Annotated in this window: 1 protein-coding gene; it reads right to left on the bottom strand. The window is 72.1% G+C overall.

Going from position 1 to position 22,426, the window contains the following annotated elements:
• Positions 1 to 5: 5 nt before the first annotated feature.
• Positions 6 to 22,067, bottom strand: a complete 22,062-nt coding sequence (locus ACLQ3J_RS03845) for a non-ribosomal peptide synthase/polyketide synthase (protein WP_425902221.1) — start codon at positions 22,065 to 22,067, stop codon at positions 6 to 8.
• Positions 22,068 to 22,426 lie beyond the last annotated feature (359 nt).

Below are 22,426 nucleotides of genomic sequence, written 5' to 3'. Positions count from 1 at the left end.
GCGGTTCACCGCCGCGATCCGGTACCGATGCGCGGGTACCGCCGCCCTCGCCGCAGGTGCGAATCGCTCTCCTCGAGCCGGGCGCGGAGCACCGCGGCGATGGTGTCCACCGCCGGCGCCGCCACCATCTCGTGGTGTTCGACGTCGAGACGGTACTGGTGCAGCATCCCGTCGACGAGGTCGTGCCACGCGGTGACCGCCGGCACCGAGGTCGACGACCGCAGGGCGGTGAAGAACAGCGCGTCGCCGAGAAAGGTGTCCGGCGAATGACGCCGCACCGCGCGGGTGGCCGCGGCCGACCCGAGGTGCAACCGTTCGAGATGGCGCGGTGTCAGTCCGGTGGGACCGCCGAGCGTGTCCTCGAGCAGGTCCAGCGCATCGTCGTAGCTGGGGTCCGGCCCGCCGTTGGTGGCGACCCCGAGATCGCGGAGCATGTCCTTGACCTCGACCGGCGCCGAACCGCCGGGAACACCGAGATGGCTGTCGATCAGCGCGAGGGTGTCGACGGGGGCTCCGCCGCGTTGCAGTTCGACGGCGACGGCGTGTGCGACGACCCCGCCGAGGGACCAGCCCAGCAGGTGGTAGGGACCGTCCGGCTGCGCGCGGCGGATCTCGTCGGCGTAGCGGCGGGCCAGCGCCGGGATCGATTCGACGATCTCTCCCGTGCTCAGCGCCGGTAGTTGCAGGCCGTAGACGCCGCGCCCGCCGAGCCGTTCGGTCAGCCCGGTGTACGCCCAGGCCAGGCCTGCGGCCGGGTGGACGCAGAACAGCGCCGGTCCGGTGCCGGTGCGGAGCGGGACCAGGATCCGCAGCGCGTCGTCGATGGTGTCCTGCTCCCCCGGTGCGCGCAGATGGGCGGCGAGGTCGGCGACGGTGGGATGGGCGAACAGCACCTGTAGCGGGATCCGCCGGTCCAGGCGGCGGGACAGGTCCGGTACCAGCCGGGTCGCGAGCAGTGAACTGCCGCCGAGGGCGAAGAAGCTGTCGTCGACCGACACCGTGTCGAGCCCGAGGTGGTCGGCGAAGACGTCCGCGACGGTGCGTTCCAGTTCGTCGGCCGGGGCGCGGTGTGCCCCGGAGATGCCGGCGAACTCGGGGACCGGGAGCGCACCCCGATCGAGTTTGCCGGCGGGCGTGAGGGGGATCTCGTCGAGCGCGACCACGGCGGTGGGCACCATGTGCGCCGGGAGGCGGGCGGCGGCGAAGTCCCGGAGCGCGGACGGGTCGGGTGCGGGGACGGTGGTGGCCCGCACGTAGCTGACCAGCACGGTTTCGCCGGACGGTGCGGTGTAGCCGAGGGTGTGGGCGAAGTCGAGGTCGTCGTGGGCGGTCAGGACGGTGTCGATCTCCCCCGGTTCGATGCGGAACCCGCGCACCTTGATCTGGAAGTCGGAACGGCCCACGTAATCGAGCCGGTGGTCGCCGGTCCAGCGCACGACGTCGCCGGTGCGGTACATGCGGGCGCCGGGACGGTCGCTGTACGGATCGGCGACGAACCGGGTGGCGGTCAGGCCGGGCCGGTGGTGGTAGCCGCGGGCCAGTCCTGCGCCGGCGACGTAGAGTTCCCCGGCCACCCCCACCGGCACGGGCCCGAGCCGGGCGTCGAGGACGGCGGCGGTGGCGCCGCGGGTGGGACGGCCGATGGTGACGTGGTCGCCGGCATTCAGCGGCTCCCCGAGCGAGGTCATGATCGTCGCCTCGGTGGGGCCGTACGCGTCGATCATGCGATGCCCGTCGGCCCAGCGCGTCACCAGTTCCGGTGGGCACGCCTCCCCCGCGACGAGCAGCACCTGCAGGTCCGGGACCTGGGCGGGGTCGAGGGACGCCAGCGTGGTGGGCGTGACGAACGCGTGCGAGACGCGGTGGTGCCGCAGCACAGCGGCGAGGTCTTCCCCGCCGTACACCTCGGAGGGCACGAGCACCAGGGTGGCGCCCGCGCACAGCGCCATCATCTGTTCGAAGATCGACGCGTCGAAGCTCGGTGAGGCCAGGTGCGAGACGCGGCTGTCCTGCGCGACCCGCAAATGGTGCCGTTCGTCCGCGGCGAGGTTGCCGAGACCGCGGTGGGTGACGGTCACTCCCTTGGGCCGGCCCGTCGACCCGGAGGTGTAGATGAGGTAGGCGGGATGGTCAGGGCCCAGCGGTGCGGCGCGGTCCGCGTCGGTGACCGGGCCGGTACTGCGGTGTGCCAGGTCGTCGCGGATCTCGTCGTCGTCGAGGACGAGCCACTGCACCGTGCGGGGCAGGTGTTCGAGGTGGGCGGCGACGGTGACACCGAGTGTCGCGGCGCTGTCGTCGAGCATGTAGGCGATGCGGTCCGCCGGGTACGTCGGGTCGACCGGGACGAACGCGGCGCCGGTGCGGGTGGTGGCCCACACCGCGGTGATCTCCTCTGCCGAACGCGGCAACGCGAGCGCGACCACCGTGTCCGGGGCAGCTCCCCGGTCGAGCAGCAACCGGGCCAGCGCAGCGGAGCGCGCCTCGACATCCCGGTAGCTCAACACGGTGTCGCCGTCGACGAGCGCGGTCCCGGTGGGGTTCGCCGCGACGGCGTCGTCGAGCAGGTCCGGCCACAACCGTGTCGGTTCGTCCGCCGGACCGGTGGCGGGCACCAGCGCCGCCCGTTCGGAGTCGGTGAGCAGGTCCAGATCGCCGACGGGGACGCCGGGATCGGTGGTGACGGCGTCGAGGAGCCGGAGGAAGCGGTCCGCGAATCGGGCGACGGTGTCCTGATCGAACAGGTCGGTGGCGTAGACGAACGCGGCGTCCATGCCGCCGGCCGGGTCGGTGGATTCGCCGAGGAGCAGTTCGAGGTCGAAGTTGCACGACTGCGGGTCGAGCTGGACTCCCTCGACGGTCAGGTGCGGCAGTTCGAGGGCAGGCCGTTCGGTGTTGTGGAATTCGAGCGAGACCTGGAAGAGCGGGGAATGCGCGGTCGAGCGGGCCGGTTCGACCGCCTCGACGACCCGTTCGAACGGCAGGTCGGTGTGGGCGAACGCGTCGAGGTCGTCGTGGGTGACGGTGTCGAGCAGGGTGGTGAACGGTGCGGCGCCGGGGACCCGGGTGCGCAGCACGACGGTGTTGACGAACATGCCGATCAGGTCGTCGAGTGCGCGGTGCCCGCGCCCGGCGATCGGGGACCCGATAGCGATGTCGTCGCTGCCGGACAGGCGGGCCAGCAGCACGGCGAGCGCGGTGTGCACGGTCATGAACAAGGTGGTGCCGTGCGCGGAGGCCAGCCGGGTGAGCCGGCTGTGCAGCGCGGGATCGATCGGGAACCGCACGATGTCGCCGCGGAACGACTGCTGGGCCGGCCGCGGCCGGTCGGTGGGCAGGGTCAGCACGTCGGGCAGGCCGTCGAGGGTGGTGCGCCAGTACTCGGCCTGCGCGGCGGCGAGGGACTGCGGGTCGGTGGGTTCGCCGAGCCGGTCGAGTTGCCACAGCGTGTAGTCGGGGTATTGGACGGGCAGCGGTGTCCAGGTGGGGGCTTCGTTGCGGCTGCGGGCCTGGTAGGCGCCGAGCAGGTCGCGGGCGAGCGGGACGGTGGAAGCACCGTCGGCGGCGATGTGGTGCACCACGAGCACGGCGAGGTGCTCGTCGCGGTCGAGGGCGAACACCCGGGCCCGGAACGGGATGTCGACGGTGACGTCGAATCCGGTGGCGAGGAAGTCGGCGACGGCGCTGTACACGCCGTCGGCGTCGGCCGGCACCACGTCGACGGTCAGCGGGACGTCGTCGGCGTCGAGGATGCGTTGCCGCGGCCCGGCGGCGGAGGCCGGGTAGACGGTGCGCAGACTCTCGTGCCGTGCGATGACGTCGTGCAGCGCGGTGCCGAGCGCGGCCGCGGACAGGTGGCCGCTGAGCCGGATGGCGAGTGGAATGTTGTAGGAGGCGCTAGCGGGGTCGAACTGGTTGAGGAACCACAGGCGTTGCTGCGCCGGGGACAGCGGGATGTGGTCGGGGCGGGGCCGCGGAACCGGGCCGGCGGTGTCGCGGCCGGGGGCGGTGTCGGTATCGAGCCGGGTGGCGAGCATCCGCACGGTGGGGGCTTCGAACAGGGTGCGGACGGCGATGTCGCGGCCGAGCCGGTCGCCGAGGCGGGCCACGGCGCGGGTCGCGATCAGGGAGTTGCCACCGATGTCGAAGAAGTTGTCGGTCACGGAGATGCGCTCGAGGCCGAGAACGTCGGCGAAGTCGTCGGCGACCGCGGTTTCCAGGTCGCCGTCGGGTGGCTCGTAGGCGCCGGTGGCGGCCAGGTCCGGGACGGGCAGGGCACGGCGGTCGAGTTTGCCGACCGGGGTGAGTGGGATCGTGTCGAGGACGGTGACGGCGGTCGGCACCATGTGCTCCGGAAGGAGCTGTGCCAGATGGTCTTTGATGTCGTCGGGGTCGATGGCGCTGCCGGCTGCGGGGTGGACGTGCCCGACGAGCACGGTGTCGCCGCTCGGTGCGGTGTGTGCGACGGTCACCGCGAACGACACCGCAGGATGGGCGGTCAGGGCCGCGTCGATCTCGCCGAGTTCGACGCGGAACCCGCGGATCTTGACCTGGAAGTCGGCGCGGCCGAGGTATTCGAGACCGGGACCGTCGTCCGGATCGCCGGTCCACCGCACAATGTCTCCGGTGCGGTACATGCGCTCCCCCGGCGTGCCGTACGGGTCGGCGACGAACCGGGAGGCGGTCAGCGCCGGCCGGGCATGGTAGCCGCGGGCGAGCCCGAATCCCGCCAGGTACAACTCCCCCGCGACGCCGTGCGGGACCGGGCGCAGCGCGGGATCGAGCACCACGGCGTGCACTCCGCGCAGCGGACCGCCGAGGGTGAGCGGGTCGTGGGGACCGAGCGGGTCGCTGATCGCGGCCATGACCGTTGTCTCGGTGGGGCCGTACCCGTTGACGAGGCGGCGGTGTGGCGCCCAGGTGTCGCGCAGTTCGGGGGGCCACGCTTCGCCGCCGACGGCGAGGTCGACGAACGCGGTCAGGTCGGCCGGGTCGAGGGACGCGAGCGCGGCCGGGGTGAGGAACCCGTGGGTCACGCCGGTCTCGCGGAGCAGGCGACCGAGTTCGGCGCCGCCGTACACGTGCGGAGGAATCACGACGAGGGTGGCACCGGACCCGAACGCGAGCAGGTATTCGAAGATCGACGCGTCGAAACTCGGGGACGAGAAGTGCAGGACGCGGGCGCCGGGTCCGGCGCGGAACCGGTCCTGCTGCTCGCGCGCGAAGTTGTCGAGACTGCGGTGGGTGGTGAGCACCCCTTTGGGGCGGCCGGTCGAGCCGGAGGTGTAGATCACGTAGGCGGCGTGGTCGAGGCGCAGCGGCACGATGCGGTCCCGGTCGGTGATCGGTGCCGGATCGGTGGCGGCGAGCGGCCCGGTCAGGGCGGGGTCGTCGAGGACGAGCCAGCGGACCGTGCCGGGCAGGTCGGCGACGTGCGCGGTGGTGGTCAGGCCGACGGTGGCACCGCAGTCGTCGAGCATGAACGCGATCCGCTCGGCCGGGTAGCGGGGATCGGCCGGGACGAACGCCGCACCGGTCTTGGTGATCGCACACAGTGCGACGAGGGATTCGACGGAGCGGGCGATGCCGAGCGCGACGAAGGTTTCCGGCCCGATGCCCTCGTCGAGCAGGACCCGGGCCAGCCGGGTGGAGCGCTCGTCGAGGTCGCGGTAGGTGACGGTGCGGTCGGTGCCGCCGGGGGCGGGGTCGAGCACCGCGACGGTGTCGGGATGCGCGGCGGCCGTGGCGGTGAGCAGGTCGGGCAGGGTGGCGACGCTACCGCCGACCGGTCCGTGGACCGGGGTGAGGGTGCGCCGTTCGGTGGTGGTGAGTACGTCGATGCCGGCGGCGGGTGCGGTCGGGTCGCCGGCGAGCGCGTCGAGGGTGCGGGCGATGCGGTCGGCGATGGTGGTGACCTCGGTGCGGTCGAACACCTCCGGGAGGTACTTCATCCGCAGGTGTACCGCGTCGTCGGTGTGCACCACGACGCTGAGCGGGTAGTGCGCGGCGTCGCGGCCGGTGATGTCGGCGACCCGGATGCCGCCGATGTCGGTGTCGCGGTCGAGGCCGGCGCGTTCGACCGGATACGACTCGAAGACGGTGAGGGTGTCGAAGCGGGCGGCGGCACCGACGTGCCGGTCGAGGGTGCTCAGATCGATGTGGTGGTGGTCGAGCAGCGCGGTCTGTTCCGACCGGACCCGGTCGACGAGCCCGCCGACGGTGTCGCCGGGGCGGACCGCGACCCGGACCGGCACGGTGTTGATGAACAGGCCCACCATCGATTCGATGCCGGCGACCTGCGGTGGACGACCGGAGACGGTGGCGCCGAACACCACGTCGGTGCGGCCGGTGAGCGCTCCGAGGACGAGCCCCCACGCGGTCTGGACGAGGGTGTTGACGGTGACGCCGCGTGCCACGGCGATCTCGTCGAGGCGCGCGGACAGCGTCGGGTCGAGGTCGATGTCGAGGTCTTCGGAGATGCCGGCGCCGTGCGCGGACCGGTGCTGCGGGGCGAGCAGGGTCGGTTCGTCGAGACCGTCGAGGGCATGTCGGTAGGCGTCGATCGATGCGGCCGGGTCACGGTCGGCAAGCCACTGCAGGTACGTGCCGTAGCTGTGCGGACGGTCCAGGACGGCGGGGTCGCCGTCGGTGGCGTAGAGCACCAGCAGTTCGCGGATCAGGACGGGGGTGGACCAGCCGTCGAGCAGCAGGTGATGGTTGGTCAGGGCGACCAGGTGCCGGTCGGGGTGGGTGCGGATGACGGTGGCGCGCAGCAGCGGTGGGTGCGTGGTGTCGAAGCGGGTGTGCCGGTCGGTGTCGAGCAGTTCCGTCGCGGCGGCGTCGGGATCGGGGTCGTCGGTGGTGTCGACGACCGTGAACGGGACGTCGACGTGGGTGGGGACGACCTGCAGGTGGCCGTCGGGGCCGGTGGTGAACGCGGCCCGCAGGTTGGGGTGCCGGTCGAGCAGCATCTCGAGGGCGCGCCGCCACCGGGCGGGGTCGAGGGGGCCGCGCAGGTCGAGGACGAGTTGCACGATGTAGGCGTCGGGGTCGTCCCCGGCGAGCAGCGCGTGGAACAGCAGCCCGGTGTGCAGCGGCGCGGTGGGCCACACCGTGTCGAGAGGCCCGTAGCGCTGTTCGAGATCTTCGATGGTGTCCTGCGGGAGCCGCACCAGTGGCAGGTCGGACGGGGTCAGTCCCCCGGTATGCGGGTTGCGGGTGTGCCGGGTCAGCGCGGTGGCCGCGGCGGTGAACCGGTCGCTCAGTTCGGTGAGGTCGGCGGTGTCGAGCAGACCGGCGGGGGCGGACCAGTGCGCGCGCAGGACCGGTCCGTCGGGGGTGTCGACGGTGACGGCGTTGATGTCGACGACGGCGGCGGCCGGCATGTCGGGGTCCTGGGTGCCGCCGTGCGGGAACCCGGCGACGGGCAGCCACGGGATGTCGGTGCCGCCGCCGGTGCCGGCGGTGGGACGTCCGAGGTAGTTGAAGCTGATCTGGGGTGCAGGGTGGGCGGCGAGCTGGTGGCCGGTGTCGGCGTCGAGGTAGCGCAGCAGCCCGTAGCCGATGCCGTGGTCGGGGACGGCCGCGAGGTGTTCCTTGACGGTTTTGACGGCGCGGCCGGCGGCGCGACCGGCGGCCAGCGCGTCGTCGAGGTCGATGCCGGACAGGTCCAGACGCAGCGGGTGGATGGTGGTGAACCAGCCGACGGTGCCCGACAGGTCGGCGCCCGGGGCGGCGGCGGTATCGCGTCCGTGCCCTTCCAGGTTGAGCAGCACGCTGGTGGTGTCCTCACCGCGGTCGCGTCGCCATCCGGTCACGGCGAGGGCGACGGCGGTGAGCAGGCCGTGGTCGACGCTGCCGTGGAAGGCGGCGGGCACGGTGGTGAGCATCGCGTCGGTGACGGCGGTGGGCAGATCCGCGACGACGGTGGTGACGGTGTCGTTGGTGTCGCGGGCCGGGTCGAACGGCCGGTGGCCGAGCGGCGGGTCGTCGCCGGTGAGCATGTCGCGCCAGTAGTCGGCTTCGGCGCGGCACGCCGGATCGTGGGCGGCGTCGACGAGGGCGTGTGCCCAGCGCCGCACCGAAGTCCCGGCCGGGGGTGGCAGCAGCGGCCCGGCGGGGTCGTCGTGGGCGGCGACACCCCAGGCGGCGGCGAGGTCGGGTACGAGGATGCGCCACGACACGCCGTCGACGGCGAGGTGGTGGACGACGATGAGCAGCCGTCCGGCGCCGCTGGTGGCGTCGAACCACACGATCTGCAGCACGTGCCCGGCGGTCGGGTCGAGACGGTCGGCGGCGGCGTCGAGTTCGGTGGCGGCGAGGGCGAAGAAGTCGTCGGTGTCGGCGGCGCTGGTCACCGGGACCCGGTGGACGACGGTGCCGGCGGTGACGGTGCCGGGTGGGTCGACGTGCAGGCCGTATCCGGCGGGTGAGGCCGGGTCGGGGACCAGGCGGGCCCGTAGCATGTCGTGCCGGTCGAGCACGGCGTCGACGACCGCGGTGAGGGTGGCGTCGTCGAGTTCGGTGGGCAGGCGCAACAGCACCGCCTGGGAGTACCGGTCGAAGTGGCCGCCGCGGTCGAGCATCCAGTGCACGATCGGGGGCAGCGGCAGCGCGCCGACTCCCCCGCCGGGCAGTTCGGGGAGCACCGCGGGGGCGTCGGTGGTGCCGGCGACCGCGGCGAGACCGGCGGGGCTCTTGTGCTCGAACACGGCGCGCGGAGTCAGGTCGAGGCCGAGAGCTTTGGCGCGGGAGACCAGTTGGATGGACATGATCGAGTCGCCGCCGAGGGCGAAGAACGAATCGTCCACCCCGACGGTGTCGAGTCCGAGGACCTGCGCGAACAGATCGACGAGGGTCCGTTCGACGCCGTCGGTGGGTGCGCGGCCGGAACTGGTGCGGTCCGCGAAGTCGGGCGCGGGCAGCGCCCGCCGGTCGAGTTTTCCGGTGGCGGTGACCGGCAGCGAGTCGAGGACGACGAGGGTGGCGGGCAGCATGTAGGCGGCCAGATCGGCCGCGGCGCGGTCGAGGGTGGCGGTTACGTCGAGGTCGGTGCCTGTTTCGGGGACGACGTAGCCGACGATCCGGTCGGTGCCGGACCGGTCGTCGGTGTGCACGACGGCGATGGCGCGGGCGACACCGGGGCAGCGCAGCAGCACCGTTTCGATCTCGCCGAGTTCGATGCGGAACCCGCGCAGTTGCACCTGGAAGTCGCTGCGCCCCAAGTACTCGAGGTCACCGTCGCGGGTACGGCGGGCGCGGTCGCCGGTGCGGTACAGCCGCGCCCCGGGCGGACCGTACGGGTCGGCGACGAACCGGGTCGCTGTCAGGTCGGGACGCCCGAGGTAGCCGTGGCTCAACTGCTCCCCCGACACGTACAGTTCTCCCGCCACGCCGGGCGGTACCGGGTGCAGCCGGGCGTCGAGCAGATGCAACCGCAGTGCGGGCAGCGGATCGCCGATGAGGCTGGCGGTGGCGGTGGCGGCGCGGTGCCGGTCCAGAGCCAGTGCGGTGACGTGCACGGTGGTTTCGGTGATGCCGTACATGTTCACCAGCGTCGGGGCGGTGTCGTCGTATCGGCGGTACCACCGTTCGAGTTGCGCCAGGTCGAGGGCCTCGCCACCGAAGATCACCCGGCGCAGCGGCAGGGGCGCACCGCCGGCGGCGCGGTCGGCTTCGATGAGCTGATAGAACGCCGTGGGGGTCTGGTTGAGGACGGTGACCTGCTCGCGGCGCAGCAATTCCAGGAAGTCCTGGGGGGCGCGGGCGGTGTGGTAGTCGACCACGACGAGCCGGCCGCCGTGGGCCAGGGCGCCCCACAGTTCCCAGACCGAGAAGTCGAAGGCGTAGGAGTGGAACATCGTCCACACGTCGCGGTGATCGAATCCGAACATCTCCCGCGTGTCGTCGAGCAGCGTGACGACGGTGCGGTGCGGCACGACAACGCCTTTGGGCCGGCCGGTCGAGCCGGAGGTGTAGATGACGTACGCGGTGGATTCGGGGTGCAGCGGGCCGTGCCGGTCGGCGTCGGTCAGGGCGGTACCGGGCAGCACGGCGAGTTCCGCGTGCACCTCCGGGCTGTCGAGGTGGATCGCCGGTGCGGGCGTGTCCGGCAGCGACCCGGCGTGATCGTCCGTGGTGACGGTGCACACCGGTTGCGCGTCGCGGTAGATGTGGGCGAGCCGCTCGGCCGGGAAGCTGACGTCGACGGGCAGGTAGCCGGCCCCGGTCTCCAGCACCGCGAGGAGCGCGACGACGAGGTCGGAGGTGCGGGGCAGCGCGACGGCGACGAGGGTGCCCGGCCCGGCGCCGTGGCCGAGCAGCAGCCGCGCCAGCCGGTGCACCCGCGCGTCGAGGTCCCGGTAGGTGAGGCCGCCGTCCGCGGCGGTGACGGCGACGGCGTCGGGATCACGGTCGGCGCCGCGGCGGAACAGGTCGAGCAGGGTGTCGGTGCCGGGGACGCGTAGTGCGTCGGCGCGGCGGGGATGTTCGCCGGGGGCGAGCAGGTCCACGTCGCCGACGGGTCGTTGCGGGTCGGTGGTGACCGCGTCGAGCAGGCGCACGAACCGGTCCGCGAAGCCGGCGACGGTGTCGGCGTCGAACAGGTCGGTGGCGTAGGTGAATCCGCCGGTCATTCCGGACGCGTCCGGCTCTTCCTGCAGGGACAGTTGCAGGTCGAACTTGGCGACGGGCAGGTCGGTGTCGAGTGCGTCGACGGTCAGTTCGGGCAGGTCGAGGTGGGCGCGCTCGTTGTTCTGGAATTCGAGGACCACCTGGAACAGAGGGGAATGGTCGGTGGCGCGGGTGGGGGCGAGCGCGTCGACGAGTTTTTCGAAGGGCAGTTCGGTGTGCCCGAACGCGGACAGGTCGATTTCCCGGGTGCGGTCGAGGTGATCGGCGAACGACAGTCCCCCGGAGACGGGGGTGCGCAGCACCACGGTGTCGACGAACATGCCGACGAGGTCGTCGAGGGCGCGGTGTCCGCGGCCGGCGACGGGGGTGCCGACGGCGATGTCGTCGGTGCCCGACAACCGGGCCAGCAACACCGCGAGCGCGGCGTGCACGGTCATGAACACGGTGGCGCTGTGCGCGGCGGCGAGCGCGGAGATCCGGCGGTGCAGGTCGGCGTCGAGCGTGAATCGCACGATGTCGCCGCGGAAGGTGCGGTGCGCCGGTCGGGGCCGGTCGGTGGGCAGGGGCAGCAGTTCGGGGAGGTCGGCGAGCGTCTCGCGCCAGTACCGGAGTTGGGTGGCGGCCAGGGACTCGGGGTCGGTGGGGTCGCCGAGCAGTGCCTGCTGCCAGAGCGCATAGTCGGCGTACTGCACGGTCAGCGGCGCGGCGGACGGCGCGGAGCCGCGGGTCCGGTCCAGGTAGGCCCCCATCAGGTCACGGGCCAGCGGCGCCATCGATGCCCCGTCCGCGGCGATGTGGTGCACCACCACGGCGAGGACGTGCACGTCGGAGTGGTCGGTGCCGGGGTGTTCGGTGCCGGAATCGGTGTCCGGCTCGTCGGGGAGCACGCGCAGCAGTCGCACCCGCACCGGCACGGCCGAGGCGACATCGAAGCCGGCGGAGACGAACTCGAGCAGCGCGCCGGGCAGATCGGCGGCGGTGATCGGCACCGGGGTGGGGTCGGCGAGAACCCGGCCGGTGTCGGTGACCACCTGATGGGGGCCGTGCTCGTCTTCCGGATACCAGGTGCGCAGGATCTCGTGCCGGTCCAGGACGTCGCCCACGGCGGCGATCAGGGCGGGCAGATCCAGGCGGCCGGTCAACCGGATCGCGAGCGGAATGTTGTACGCGGCGGAGTCGGTGTCGAACTGGTTGACGAACCACATCCGTTGCTGCGCCGGGGACAGCGGAAGGCGCTCCGGACGCGGCCCGGCGGTGAGCGGCACCCGCCCGTGGCCCCCGTGGTCGTCGAGGACACGCACCGCCAGCGCCCGCACCGTGGGTGCCTCGAACAGCGCGCGCACCCCGGCGTCGGTACCGAGCGCGGTGTTGATGCGGGCCACGACACGCGTCGCGATCAACGAGTTGCCGCCGAGATCGAAGAAGTTGTCGTCGACGGAGACGCGCGGGTGGCCGAGGACCTCGGCGACGATCCCGGCGAGGACCCGTTCGACGTCGGAGGTGGGCGCCCGGTAGTCGCCGCCGGTGGCGGCGAGGTCGGGGACGGGCAGGGCGCGCCGATCGAGCTTCCCGACCGGGGTCAGCGGAATCTCGTCGAGCACCACGACGGTGGCGGGCACCATGTGCGCCGGGAGGGACGCGGCGAGATGGGTGCGCAGGGTGTGCGGGTCCGGGTCGGCGGCCGGTTCGGGCAGCACATAGGACACCAGTACGGTGTCGCCGCTCGGTGCGGTGTGCCCGAGGGTGTGGGCGAACACCACCTCGGGGTGGGCGGTCAGTGCCGCGTCGATCTCGCCGAGTTCGATGCGGAACCCGCGCACCTTGACCTGGAAGTCGGAGCGGCCGAGATATTCGACGGTGCCGTCGGAGCGCCAGCGCACGATGTCGCCGGTGCGGTACATCCGCTCCCCCGGCGCGCCGTACGGGTCGGCGACGAACCGGGCGGCGGTCAGGTCGGGGCGGTGATGGTAGCCGCGCGCCACACCGGCACCCGCGATGTACAGTTCGCCGGCCACCCCGGTCGGGACGGGCCGCAGCCGGTCGTCGAGCACCACCTGGTGGAAGCCGATGGCGGGGCCGCCGACGGTGACGGTGTACCCGGGTTGCAGGGGCGCGCTGACGCTGGTTTCGATGGTCGCTTCGGACGGACCGTACCCGTTGAACATCTGCCGGCCCGGCGCCCACCGGGTCACGAGGTCCGGGGGGCACGCCTCCCCCGCGACGACGAGCACCTGCAAGGTGTCCAGGCCCGCCGGGTCGAGCGAGGCGAGGGCGGTGGGTGTGACGAAGGCGTGGGTGACCCGTTCCTCGCGCAGCAACCGGGCCAGTTCGTCGCCGCCGTACACGTCCGGCGGCACGATCACCAAGGTGGCGCCGGCGCAGAACGCCTTGGTGAACTCGAAGATCGAGGCGTCGAAGCTCGGGGACGCCAGGTGCGAGACACGGGCGGTGTGGGTGAGCGTGAAGTGGCTGCGCACCTCGGCGTGCAGGTTGGCCATGCCCCTGTGGGTGACCACCACGCCCTTGGGCCGGCCGGTCGATCCGGAGGTGTAGATCAGATAGGCCGGGTGGTCGAGATGCAGCGGCGCGGTGCGGTCGAGGTCGGTCACGGGCGCATCGGAGGTCTCCTCGATGCGGCGGCGCACGCCCGGATCGTCGAGGATCAGCCACGGCACCGTGTCGGGCAGCGCGGCGGCATGGTCGGTGGTGGTGATGCCGATGGCAGCGGAACAGTCCGCGAGCATGTAGGCGATGCGGTCGGGTGGGTACGCGGGGTCGACGGGGACGAACGCCGCACCGGTCTTGGTCACCGCCCACACCACGGCCGCCGACTCGACCGAACGCGACAACCCGAGGGCCACCACCGATTCCGGTCCGATGCCGGAGTCGATGAGCAGCCGCGCGACGCGCGTGGACCACTCGTCGAGTTCGCCGTAGCTCACCTCGCGGCCCCGGAACGACAGGGCGACCGCGTCCGGCACGATGGCCGCGATCGACGACAGCAGTTCCGGCCACGACTGGGGGGAGACCGGCGGCAGGCCGCGGGCGGGTGCCAGCGCGGCGAGTTCACGTCCGGTGACGATGTCGATGTTGCCGACCGGCACGGTGGGAGTGGTGCCGATGGTCTCGACGATCCGCACGAACCGGTCGGCGAACGACGCCACGGTGGTCTCGTCGAACAGGTCGGTGGCGTAGGTGAACGCGGCGCGGATCCCGGCGGGTCCGTTCTCGTCGGCGGTTTCGGCGATCGACAACTGCAGGTCGAAGTGCGACAGTCCCGGTTGCAGGTCCAGCACCGAGGCGGTCAGCCCCGGCAACCGGACGTCGGGCCGCTCGGTGTCCTGGAACTCGAGCAGCACCTGGAACAGCGGTGAATACGCCGTGGACCGGGGTGGGTCGAGGACTTCGACGAGGCGCTCGAACGGGACGTCCGCGTGCCCGAAGGCGGCGAGGTCGGCGTCCCGGAGATGGCCGAGCAGGTCGGCGAACGTGTCGGTTTCGTCGACGTGGCTGCGCAGCACGACGGTGTTGACGAACATCCCGACGAGGTCGTCGAGGTTGCGGTGGCCACGTCCGGCGACGGGGGTGCCGACGACGACGTCGGTGGTGGCGGCGAGCCGCGCGAGCAGCACCGTGAGCGCGGCGTGCACGACCATGAACACCGAGGCGTCGTGGCGGCGGGCCACCGCCACCAGCTGCCGGTGGGTGGCCGCGTCGACGGTGAACGGCACCTGGGCGCCGCGCAGGCTCTGCTGCACGGGGCGTGGCCGGTCGAGGGGCAGTTCGAGCAGTTCCGGGGTGTCGTCGAGGGTGGTGCGCCAGAACTGGAGTTGCCGGGCGGCGACCGAGGTGGGGTCGTTCTCGTCGCCGAGGATGCGGTGCTGCCACAGGGTGTAGTCGGCGTAGTGCACGGGCAGCGGGGCCCACTGCGGTGGCTGCCCGGCGCGGCGGGCGGTGTACGCGGCCATGATGTCGCGGGCCAGGGGGCCCATCGAGAACCCGTCCGCGGTGACGTGGTGTACCACCAGCACCAGGATGTGTTCGGTTTCGGAGACGGCCAGTACCCGGATGCGGGTGGGGATTTCGGTGGCCACGTCGAATCCGGCGCCCACGATGCGGGCGATCTGCGCGTCGGGGTCCGCGGCGTCGGGGGTGCCGTCGAGCGGCACCACCGCGAATTCGGGCGGGGCCGCGGCGGCGGGCACCACCACCTGCACGGGACCGGCGTCGGTGAACGGGTAGCGGGTGCGCAGGGATTCGTGCCGGGCGACGACGTCACTCACGGCGTGCCGCAGCGCGGTGAGGTCGAGGTCCCCGGACAACCGGAGGGCGACGGCGATGTTGTAGGCCGGTGAGCTGGTGTCGAACTGGTTGATGAACCAGATGCGCTGCTGCGCCGGGGAGAGCGGGATCGGGTCGGGCCGGGGGCCGGCGACCGGTGCGGGCCGGGTGGCGGCGGCGCGGTCGGGGGCGCTCAGGTGCGCGGCGAGGTCGGCGACGGTGGGATGGTCGAACAGGTCCCGGATCCCGACGTCGGTGTCGAGGGTCGCGGCGAGCCGGGCGGCCAGGCGCATCGCGAGCAGCGAGGTGCCGCCCAGGTCGAGGAAGTTGTCGTCCGCGCCGACGGTCGGGCTGCCGAGCAGGTCCGCGAACGCCGCGGCGACGAGTTCTTCGTGCGGGGTGCGCGGGGGCCGGTAGGGGGCGGTGGCTCCGGTGCGTGCCGGTTCGGGTAGCGCGCGGCGGTCGAGTTTGCCGTTGGGGCCGACGGGGAGCCGGTCGAGCACCGTCAGCGCGGCGGGCACCATGTAGCCCGGCAGGCGGGCGGCGGCGAACGCGGTCAGGTCCGCGGTGTCGACGGCGCGGTCGGGTCGCGGCACGACGTATGCGGCGAGTTGGTCGTCCTCGCGCCGGTAGACGACCACGACGGCCTGCGCGACATCGGGGTGGCTGCGCAGCACCTGTTCGACTTCACCGAGTTCGATGCGCAGGCCGCGCACCTTGACCTGGAAGTCGGTGCGGCCCAGGTACATCAGGGCGCCGTCGCGGCGCCAGGTGGCGAGGTCGCCGGTGCGGTACATGCGGCTGCCGGCGGGTCCGTACGGGTCGGGGACGAACCGTTCCGCGGTGGGTGCGGGACGGTCGAGGTAACCGCGGGCGAGCTGGATACCGGCGAGATACAGTTCGCCGGCCGCACCCGGGGGCACGGGATGCAGGCGCGCGTCGAGTACGTAGGTGCGGGTGTTCCACACCGGGGTGCCGATGGGTACCGCACCGGTGTCGGCAGGGCCGGTGGGCCACGCGGTGACGTCCACGGCGGCTTCGGTCGGCCCGTACAGGTTGTGCAGCGCGGCGCCGGGTAGCGCCGCGCGGGTGGCGGCGGCGGTGGTCGCGGGCAGCGCTTCGCCGGAGGCGAACAGCAGCCGCAGCGACCGGCCGCGTCCGGCGGTGACGGCGTCGACGAACACTTCGAGCATCGACGGGACGAAATGCGCGACGGTGACGTGTTGTTCGTCGATCAGTTGCAGCAGGTAGGCGGGGTCGCGGTGGCCGCCGGGGTCGGCGAGGACGAGATGCGCCCCGACCTGCAGCGGCCAGAAGAACTCCCACACCGACACGTCGAACGTGGCGGGGGTTTTCTGGACTACGGTGTCGGCGGCGGTCAGCGGGTACGTGTGCTGCATCCAGCGCAGCCGGTTGACGATGGCGTCGTGTGCGACCGCGACACCTTTGGGCCGGCCGGTCGAACCGGAGGTGAACAGCACGTAGGCGAGGGTGTCGCCGGTCGGGTCGGGCCGGTGCTCGACCGTGGGGGCGGTCGCGGGTGTGGTCGCGGTGTCGAGGCTGTCCAGGTCCAGGACGGGGGTGCCGGGCGGCAGGGTGAGGTGGTCGCGGTCGCGGGTCAGCACCGTCACCGGGTGCGCGGTGTCGAGGACGTAGCGCAGTCGCTCGGGTGGATGCTCGGGGTCGAGCGGCAGGTAGGCGGCACCGGTCTTGACGATGGCGTACATGCCGACGAGCAGGTCGAGGGAGCGGGGTACGGCGAGCGCGACCACCTGTTCGGGTCCGGCGCCGGCGTCGACAAGCACATGGGCGAGGCGGTTGGCGGCCGCGTCGAAGTCGGCGTAGTCGAGGGTGCGGCCGTCCGCTGTGACGGCCGGGGCGTGCGGGGTCGCGGCGACTTGTGCGGCGAACAGTTCCCCGAGTGTCGCGTCGCTGCGCGGCGCGGTGGTGGTGTTCCAGTCGTGGAGGATGCGGGTGCGCTCGGTGGGGGTGAGCAGATCGACGTCGCCGACGGGGGTGGCGGGTGCGGCGACGAGCGCGGCGAGCAACCGCACGAAGCTGTCGCCGAAGGCGACGGCGGTGTCACGGTCGAACAGATCGGTCGCGTACGACAGGGCTCCGGCGAGGGTGACGGGGGTGCCGTCGTCGCCGGGAACATCGCTCAGGAGCAGATGCAGATCGTATTTGGTGGTGGCGGTGTCGATTTCGGCGATGTCGATGGTCAGGTCGCGCAAGGCGAGGTGTGCGGTCTCGTTGTTCTGGAATGCCAGCATCACCTGGACCAGTGGTGAGTACGCCTCCGAGCGGGCGCCGGCGAGGGTGTCGGCGAGCCGGTCGAACGGCAGGTCGGCGTGCGCGAACGCGTCGAGGTCGTCGTCGCGGACGGCGGTGAGCAGGTCGCTGAATGCCCGGTCGCCGCGGATGGTGCTGCGCAGGGCGACGGTGTTGACGAACATGCCCACCAGGTGGTCGAGCGCGGGGTCCCCGCGACCGGAGACCGGGGTGCCGATGGTGATGTCGTCGCTGCCCGACAGGCGTGCCACCAGCACCGCGAGGGCGGCGTGCACGACCATGAACGGGGTGGCGCCGGCGGTGCGGGCGAGCGTGTCGACCGCACGGTAGAGCTGCGGGTCGAGGTCGAAGCGGACGGTGTCGCCGCGGAAGGATTGCCGCGGTGGGCGGGGCCGGTCGGTGGGCAGGGTCGTCAGGTCCGGGGCACCGGCGAGCCGGTCGCGCCAGTAGTCGAGTTGCGTCGCGGCCCGTGACTGCGGATCGGCGGGGTCGCCGAGCAGCCGATCGAACCACAGGGTGTAGTCGGCGTACTGGACGGGCAGCGGTGTCCACGCCGGGGCGTCGCCGTCGATGCGGGCGGCGTAGGCGGAGACCAGATCACGAGCCAGCGGCGCCATCGACGCGCCGTCCGCGGCGATGTGGTGCACCACCACCGCCAGCACATGGTCGTCGTCGGCGGTAGTGAACAGGCGGATCCGCACCGGCAGGTCGGTGGTGACATCGAAACCGGCGGTGGTGAATTCGGCGACGGCGGCGTCGAGGTCGGCGGCGTCGATCGGGACGGCGGTCAGGTCCGGCTCGAGGTCGCCGGTGGGCACGACCCGCTGGATCGGTCCGTCGGGGGTGGCGGGAAAGACCGTGCGCAGCGTTTCGTGCCGGTCGAGCAGGTCGGTGACGGCCGCGGTGAGCGCCGCGGTGTCGAGGGGGCCGGCCAGGTGCAGTGCCACCGGGATGTTGTAGGCCGCGGAGCCGGGGTCGAGTTGGTTGACGAACCACAGCCGCTGCTGCGCGGCCGATACCGGGATCCGGTCCGGGCGCGGCCCGGCGATCAGTGGGATGCGGTCGGTGGGGGCCTCGCCGAGCTGTGCGGCCAGGGTGTGCGCGGTGGGCGCCTCGAACAGTGTCCGCACTCCCAGGTCGGCGCCGAGCGCATCGTTGAGCCGTGAGATCACCCGGGTGGCGATCAGCGAGTTGCCGCCGAGGTCGAAGAAGCTGTCGTGGATGCCGATGCCGGGGACGCCGAGTTGGTCGGCGAACACCTGCGTGATGGTCTCCTCGGTGGCCGTCGCCGGTGCCGTGCCGGCCGGGCCGGCGGTTCCGAACACCGGTTCCGGTAGGGCGCGGCGGTCGAGTTTGCCGACCGCGGTGAGCGGGATCTCGTCGAGTTCGACGAGCGCGGCCGGCACCATGTGGGCGGGCAGGCGGCGCGCCAGGTGCTCGAGGAGTGTGTCGTGGTCGACGGTGCGGCCGGGTTCGGGCAGCGCGTAGGACACCAGGACGGTGTCGCCGGACGGTGCCGTGTGGCCGAGGGTGACGGCGAACGCGATGTCGGGATGGTCGGTGAGGGCGGTGTCGATCTCGCCGAGTTCGATGCGGAACCCGCGGATCTTGACCTGGAAGTCGGAGCGGCCCAGGTATTCGGCGGTGGCGGCGCCGTCGGGGGTGGGCCGCCATCGCACCACGTCGCCGGTGCGGTACATGCGGCTGCCTGCGGGGCCGTGCGGGTCGGCGACGAACCGGGTTGCGGTCAGTCCCGGGTTGCGGTGGTAGCCGCGGGTCACGCCGGGTCCGCCGACGTAGAGTTCGCCGGTCACCCCGGTGGGGACCGGGCGCAGCCGCGCGTCGAGGATCACCTCGTCGACGCCGCACACGGGCGTGCCGATGGTGATCGGTTCGCCGGGGACGAGCGGGTCGGTGATGTTGACGACGATGGTGGTTTCGGTGGGGCCGTAGCCGTTGAACATGCGCCTGCCGGGAGCCCACCGGGTCACCAGTTCCGGGGGGCAGGCCTCGCCCGCCACGGTGATCGCCTGGCAGTCGATCCCGCTCGGGTCGACGGAGGCTAGTGCGGCGGGCGTGGAGAAGGCGTGGGTGATCCGCTCGTCGCGCAGCAACCGGGCGAGTTCGTCGCCGCCGTACACGTGGGCGGGGATCACCACCAGGGTCGCGCCGATGCCGAACGCGGTCATGTATTCGAAGATCGAGGCGTCGAAGCTCGGCGACGAGAAGTGCGAGACGCGGGCCGTGGGCTCGGGGGCGAGCCGCGAGTGCAGTGTCATCGACAGATTCGCCAGGCCGTGGTGCGGAACCACGACCCCTTTGGGGCGGCCGGTGGAGCCGGAGGTGTAGATCAGGTAGGCGGGATGGCCGGTGCGCAGAGGCGCCCGGCGGTCGATGTCGGTCAGTGCGGGCGCGTCGGTGCCGGCGATGCGGGTGCGCACCGCCGGGTCGTCGAGGACGAGCCAGTCCACGTCGTCGGGCAGCGCGTCGCGGTGTGCCCGTGTCGTCAACCCGAGGGTGGAGCCGGAATCGCCGAGCATGTATTCGATCCGGTCGCGGGGATAGGCAGGGTCGATCGGCACGAACGCGGCACCGGATTTCGCGACCGCCCAGATCGCGGCGACGGATTCGAGGGATCGGCCGATTCCCAGCGCGACGTATCGCTCGGGGCCGGCACCGGCCGTGACGAGCATTCTCGCGACCCGGTTGGACCACTCGTCGAGTTCCCGGTAGGTCAGCGTGTCGTCTCCGCAGGCCAGCGCCACCGAGTCGGGCACGATCGCCGCGACGCCGGTCAGGATCTCCGGCAGCGTCTGCGGGGAGGTCGCGGGACGGCCACGTGCGGGCAGGAAGCCGTCGAGTTCGTCGGCGCCGACGACAGGAAGATCACCGAGCGGGGTCGCGGGGGTGGTGACGGCGGTATCGAGGACGCGGGCCAGGCGGGTGACGAACCCTCGCGCGGTGTCTTCGTCCACTGCGTCGGGCCGGTACCGGCCGTGGATGTGCACCCCGTCGCCGCCGGCGGTGAGGCGCAACATCAGCGCGGTGGTGTCGCGCTGCGGGAGTGCTGCGGACGAGTCGGTGAGGCCGACGGCCACGGGGACGGCCACGCCGGTGAGCACCGCGGGGTCGACGTCGGCGTGGGTGGCGGCGTCGCGGGCGAGCCCGCGCATCCGGTTCAGGTACTGCTCGAACGGCACGGTGGGGTCGACGTCGCTGCGCAAGGGCAACACGGCGGTGCCGGACGGGGCGCCGACGAGGGTGTCCCGGCTGCCGGTGAGGACCGAGGTGACCACCGACGTCGCGGCGACCAGCACGGACTCCGGGTCGGCGGCGTGGTCCCGGAGCAACTGTGCGGTGCCGGGCGCGACGGGCAGGTCGGTGTCGAACTCGGCAAGCCCCGTCTCGGCAGCGGCGGAGTCCGGGCCGGCGGCTGCGGGCCGCGGCAAGGCGAGGTGGTCGGGAGCGTCGGCGAGGACGGCCTGCCAATAGGTGGCGGCCTCGGCGGCGCGCGCACGCTGGACACCGATCGCTGCAGTCTCCGGGTCGATCCCGGCGACGGGAGCGTCGCCGTCGGCCTGCAGGAATGCGGTGAGCAGTCCCACGAACCGGCGATGGTGCGCGCGCAACTCCGGGTCGTCGTACCGGTGCGGATTACCTCGGAAATCGATGAAAGTCGTAGCTGGGGTGCCACTTTGGTAGATGTTGACGAGCAGGTCCTCGACCGGTCCGGACGTCATGATGTGGAATTCGCCGCGCAGGTCGCCGAGCAGGATCTCCTGCCGGAAGAGCATCACGTTGATGGTGGGACCGGCGTACGCATGCGGGGCGGTGGTGCCGGATTCCCGGCGGATGTCCTCGATGCTGCACCGCTGGTGCCGCAGCGCCCCGGTCAGTTCCAGCTGCACGCGCCGCACCAGCGCGGTGCGGGTGTCGTCCGGGTCGATGTGCAGGTGCAGCGGTGCGGTGTTGACGAGCATGCCGCCCGACCGGCGGGCCGAGGCGGTGGTGCGGGCGGAGACCGGCAGGTTCACCACCACATCGTCGGTGCCGGACATCCGCGCCAGGTAGCACCCGAACGCGGCGACCACCGCGGCGGTGGACGACGATCCGGCGTCCTCGTCGACGGCGGTCAGGGCAGCCACCAGGTCGCCGGGCAACGGGATGCTCGACAACAACGACACCGGGGCGAGCGGGCCGGTGCGGGTGGCCAGCGACGAGCCGTCCTCGAGGCCGGCGACGCGCTCCATCCAGTAGTCCCGGTCGGAGGCGTACCGGGAGGAAGCCCGGTAGTCGCGGTCCCAGTCGTAGAGGGTGCGCAGGTCGGCGGCGCGCGACGGTTCGGGATCGCGTCCCTCGACGGCCGCGGTGTAGAGCGCGGCGATGCGGTTGACCATGGTCATCGCCGCGTAGCCGTCGAGTGCGACGTGATGGATCCGGCCGTACCAGAGATAGCGGGCATCGCCGACCCGCAGCAGCGTCATGTTCACCAGCGGGTCGTGCGCGAGGTCGACCGGACGGGAGTAGTCCGCCGTCATCCACCGGTGCGCGGCGTCGAGCGGGTCCGGGTCGGCACGGAAATCGACCAGATCGATCGGTTTCGCTGCCAAGGCCGGGTCGACGTACTGGTACGGCTCGCCGTCGACCTCCACGACCCGGAGGTAGGCGGACTGGAACTCGCCCCCCGCGACGTACCCGGCCTGCCGTACCCGGTCGATGTCGAGTTCTCCGGGCAGATCGACGTACTGGGCGATGCAGATCGGCACCTCGGGTGCGAGTTGCTGCGCAAACCAGATCGAGCGTTGTGCGGACGAAAGCGGAAAAGCATCGAGTGGTAGCTGCAGACGACGCTGTCGCAACGACATGTCCCCTCCGAGAGCGATGTTGGCGTAAACGGCGCGCCCCCGACATCGCGTCGGGGCCGATGCTCGTCGAACTTCTCTCGCCGAGACCGGCCCCCGTGTCGTGTTCCCGGGTGTAACCGGGAGCACTCCCCCAAGTTAGACCAGAATGGCGCGGGATTGCCCGCATTCGGTCAGAGGTAGCCGGAAATACATCGGATATCGAAATTCGATCTTGGATGTGCGCGGAATTCTTTACCGAACATTTCCTCGACCCTGTCACAACAATTACGCGAAATGTCCCGGAAGCGTGCCGGCGGCGCACCTGATCTTCCGGTGTGGGGTAAATGTCCCGAATGCTCGGAGATATCAGCGAAATCCCC

Origin of the sequence: Rhodococcus sp. DT1, assembly GCF_049844875.1 — a bacterium.
Classification (GTDB): domain Bacteria; phylum Actinomycetota; class Actinomycetes; order Mycobacteriales; family Mycobacteriaceae; genus Rhodococcus.
This window is presented reverse-complemented; position numbering and strand designations above follow the sequence as displayed.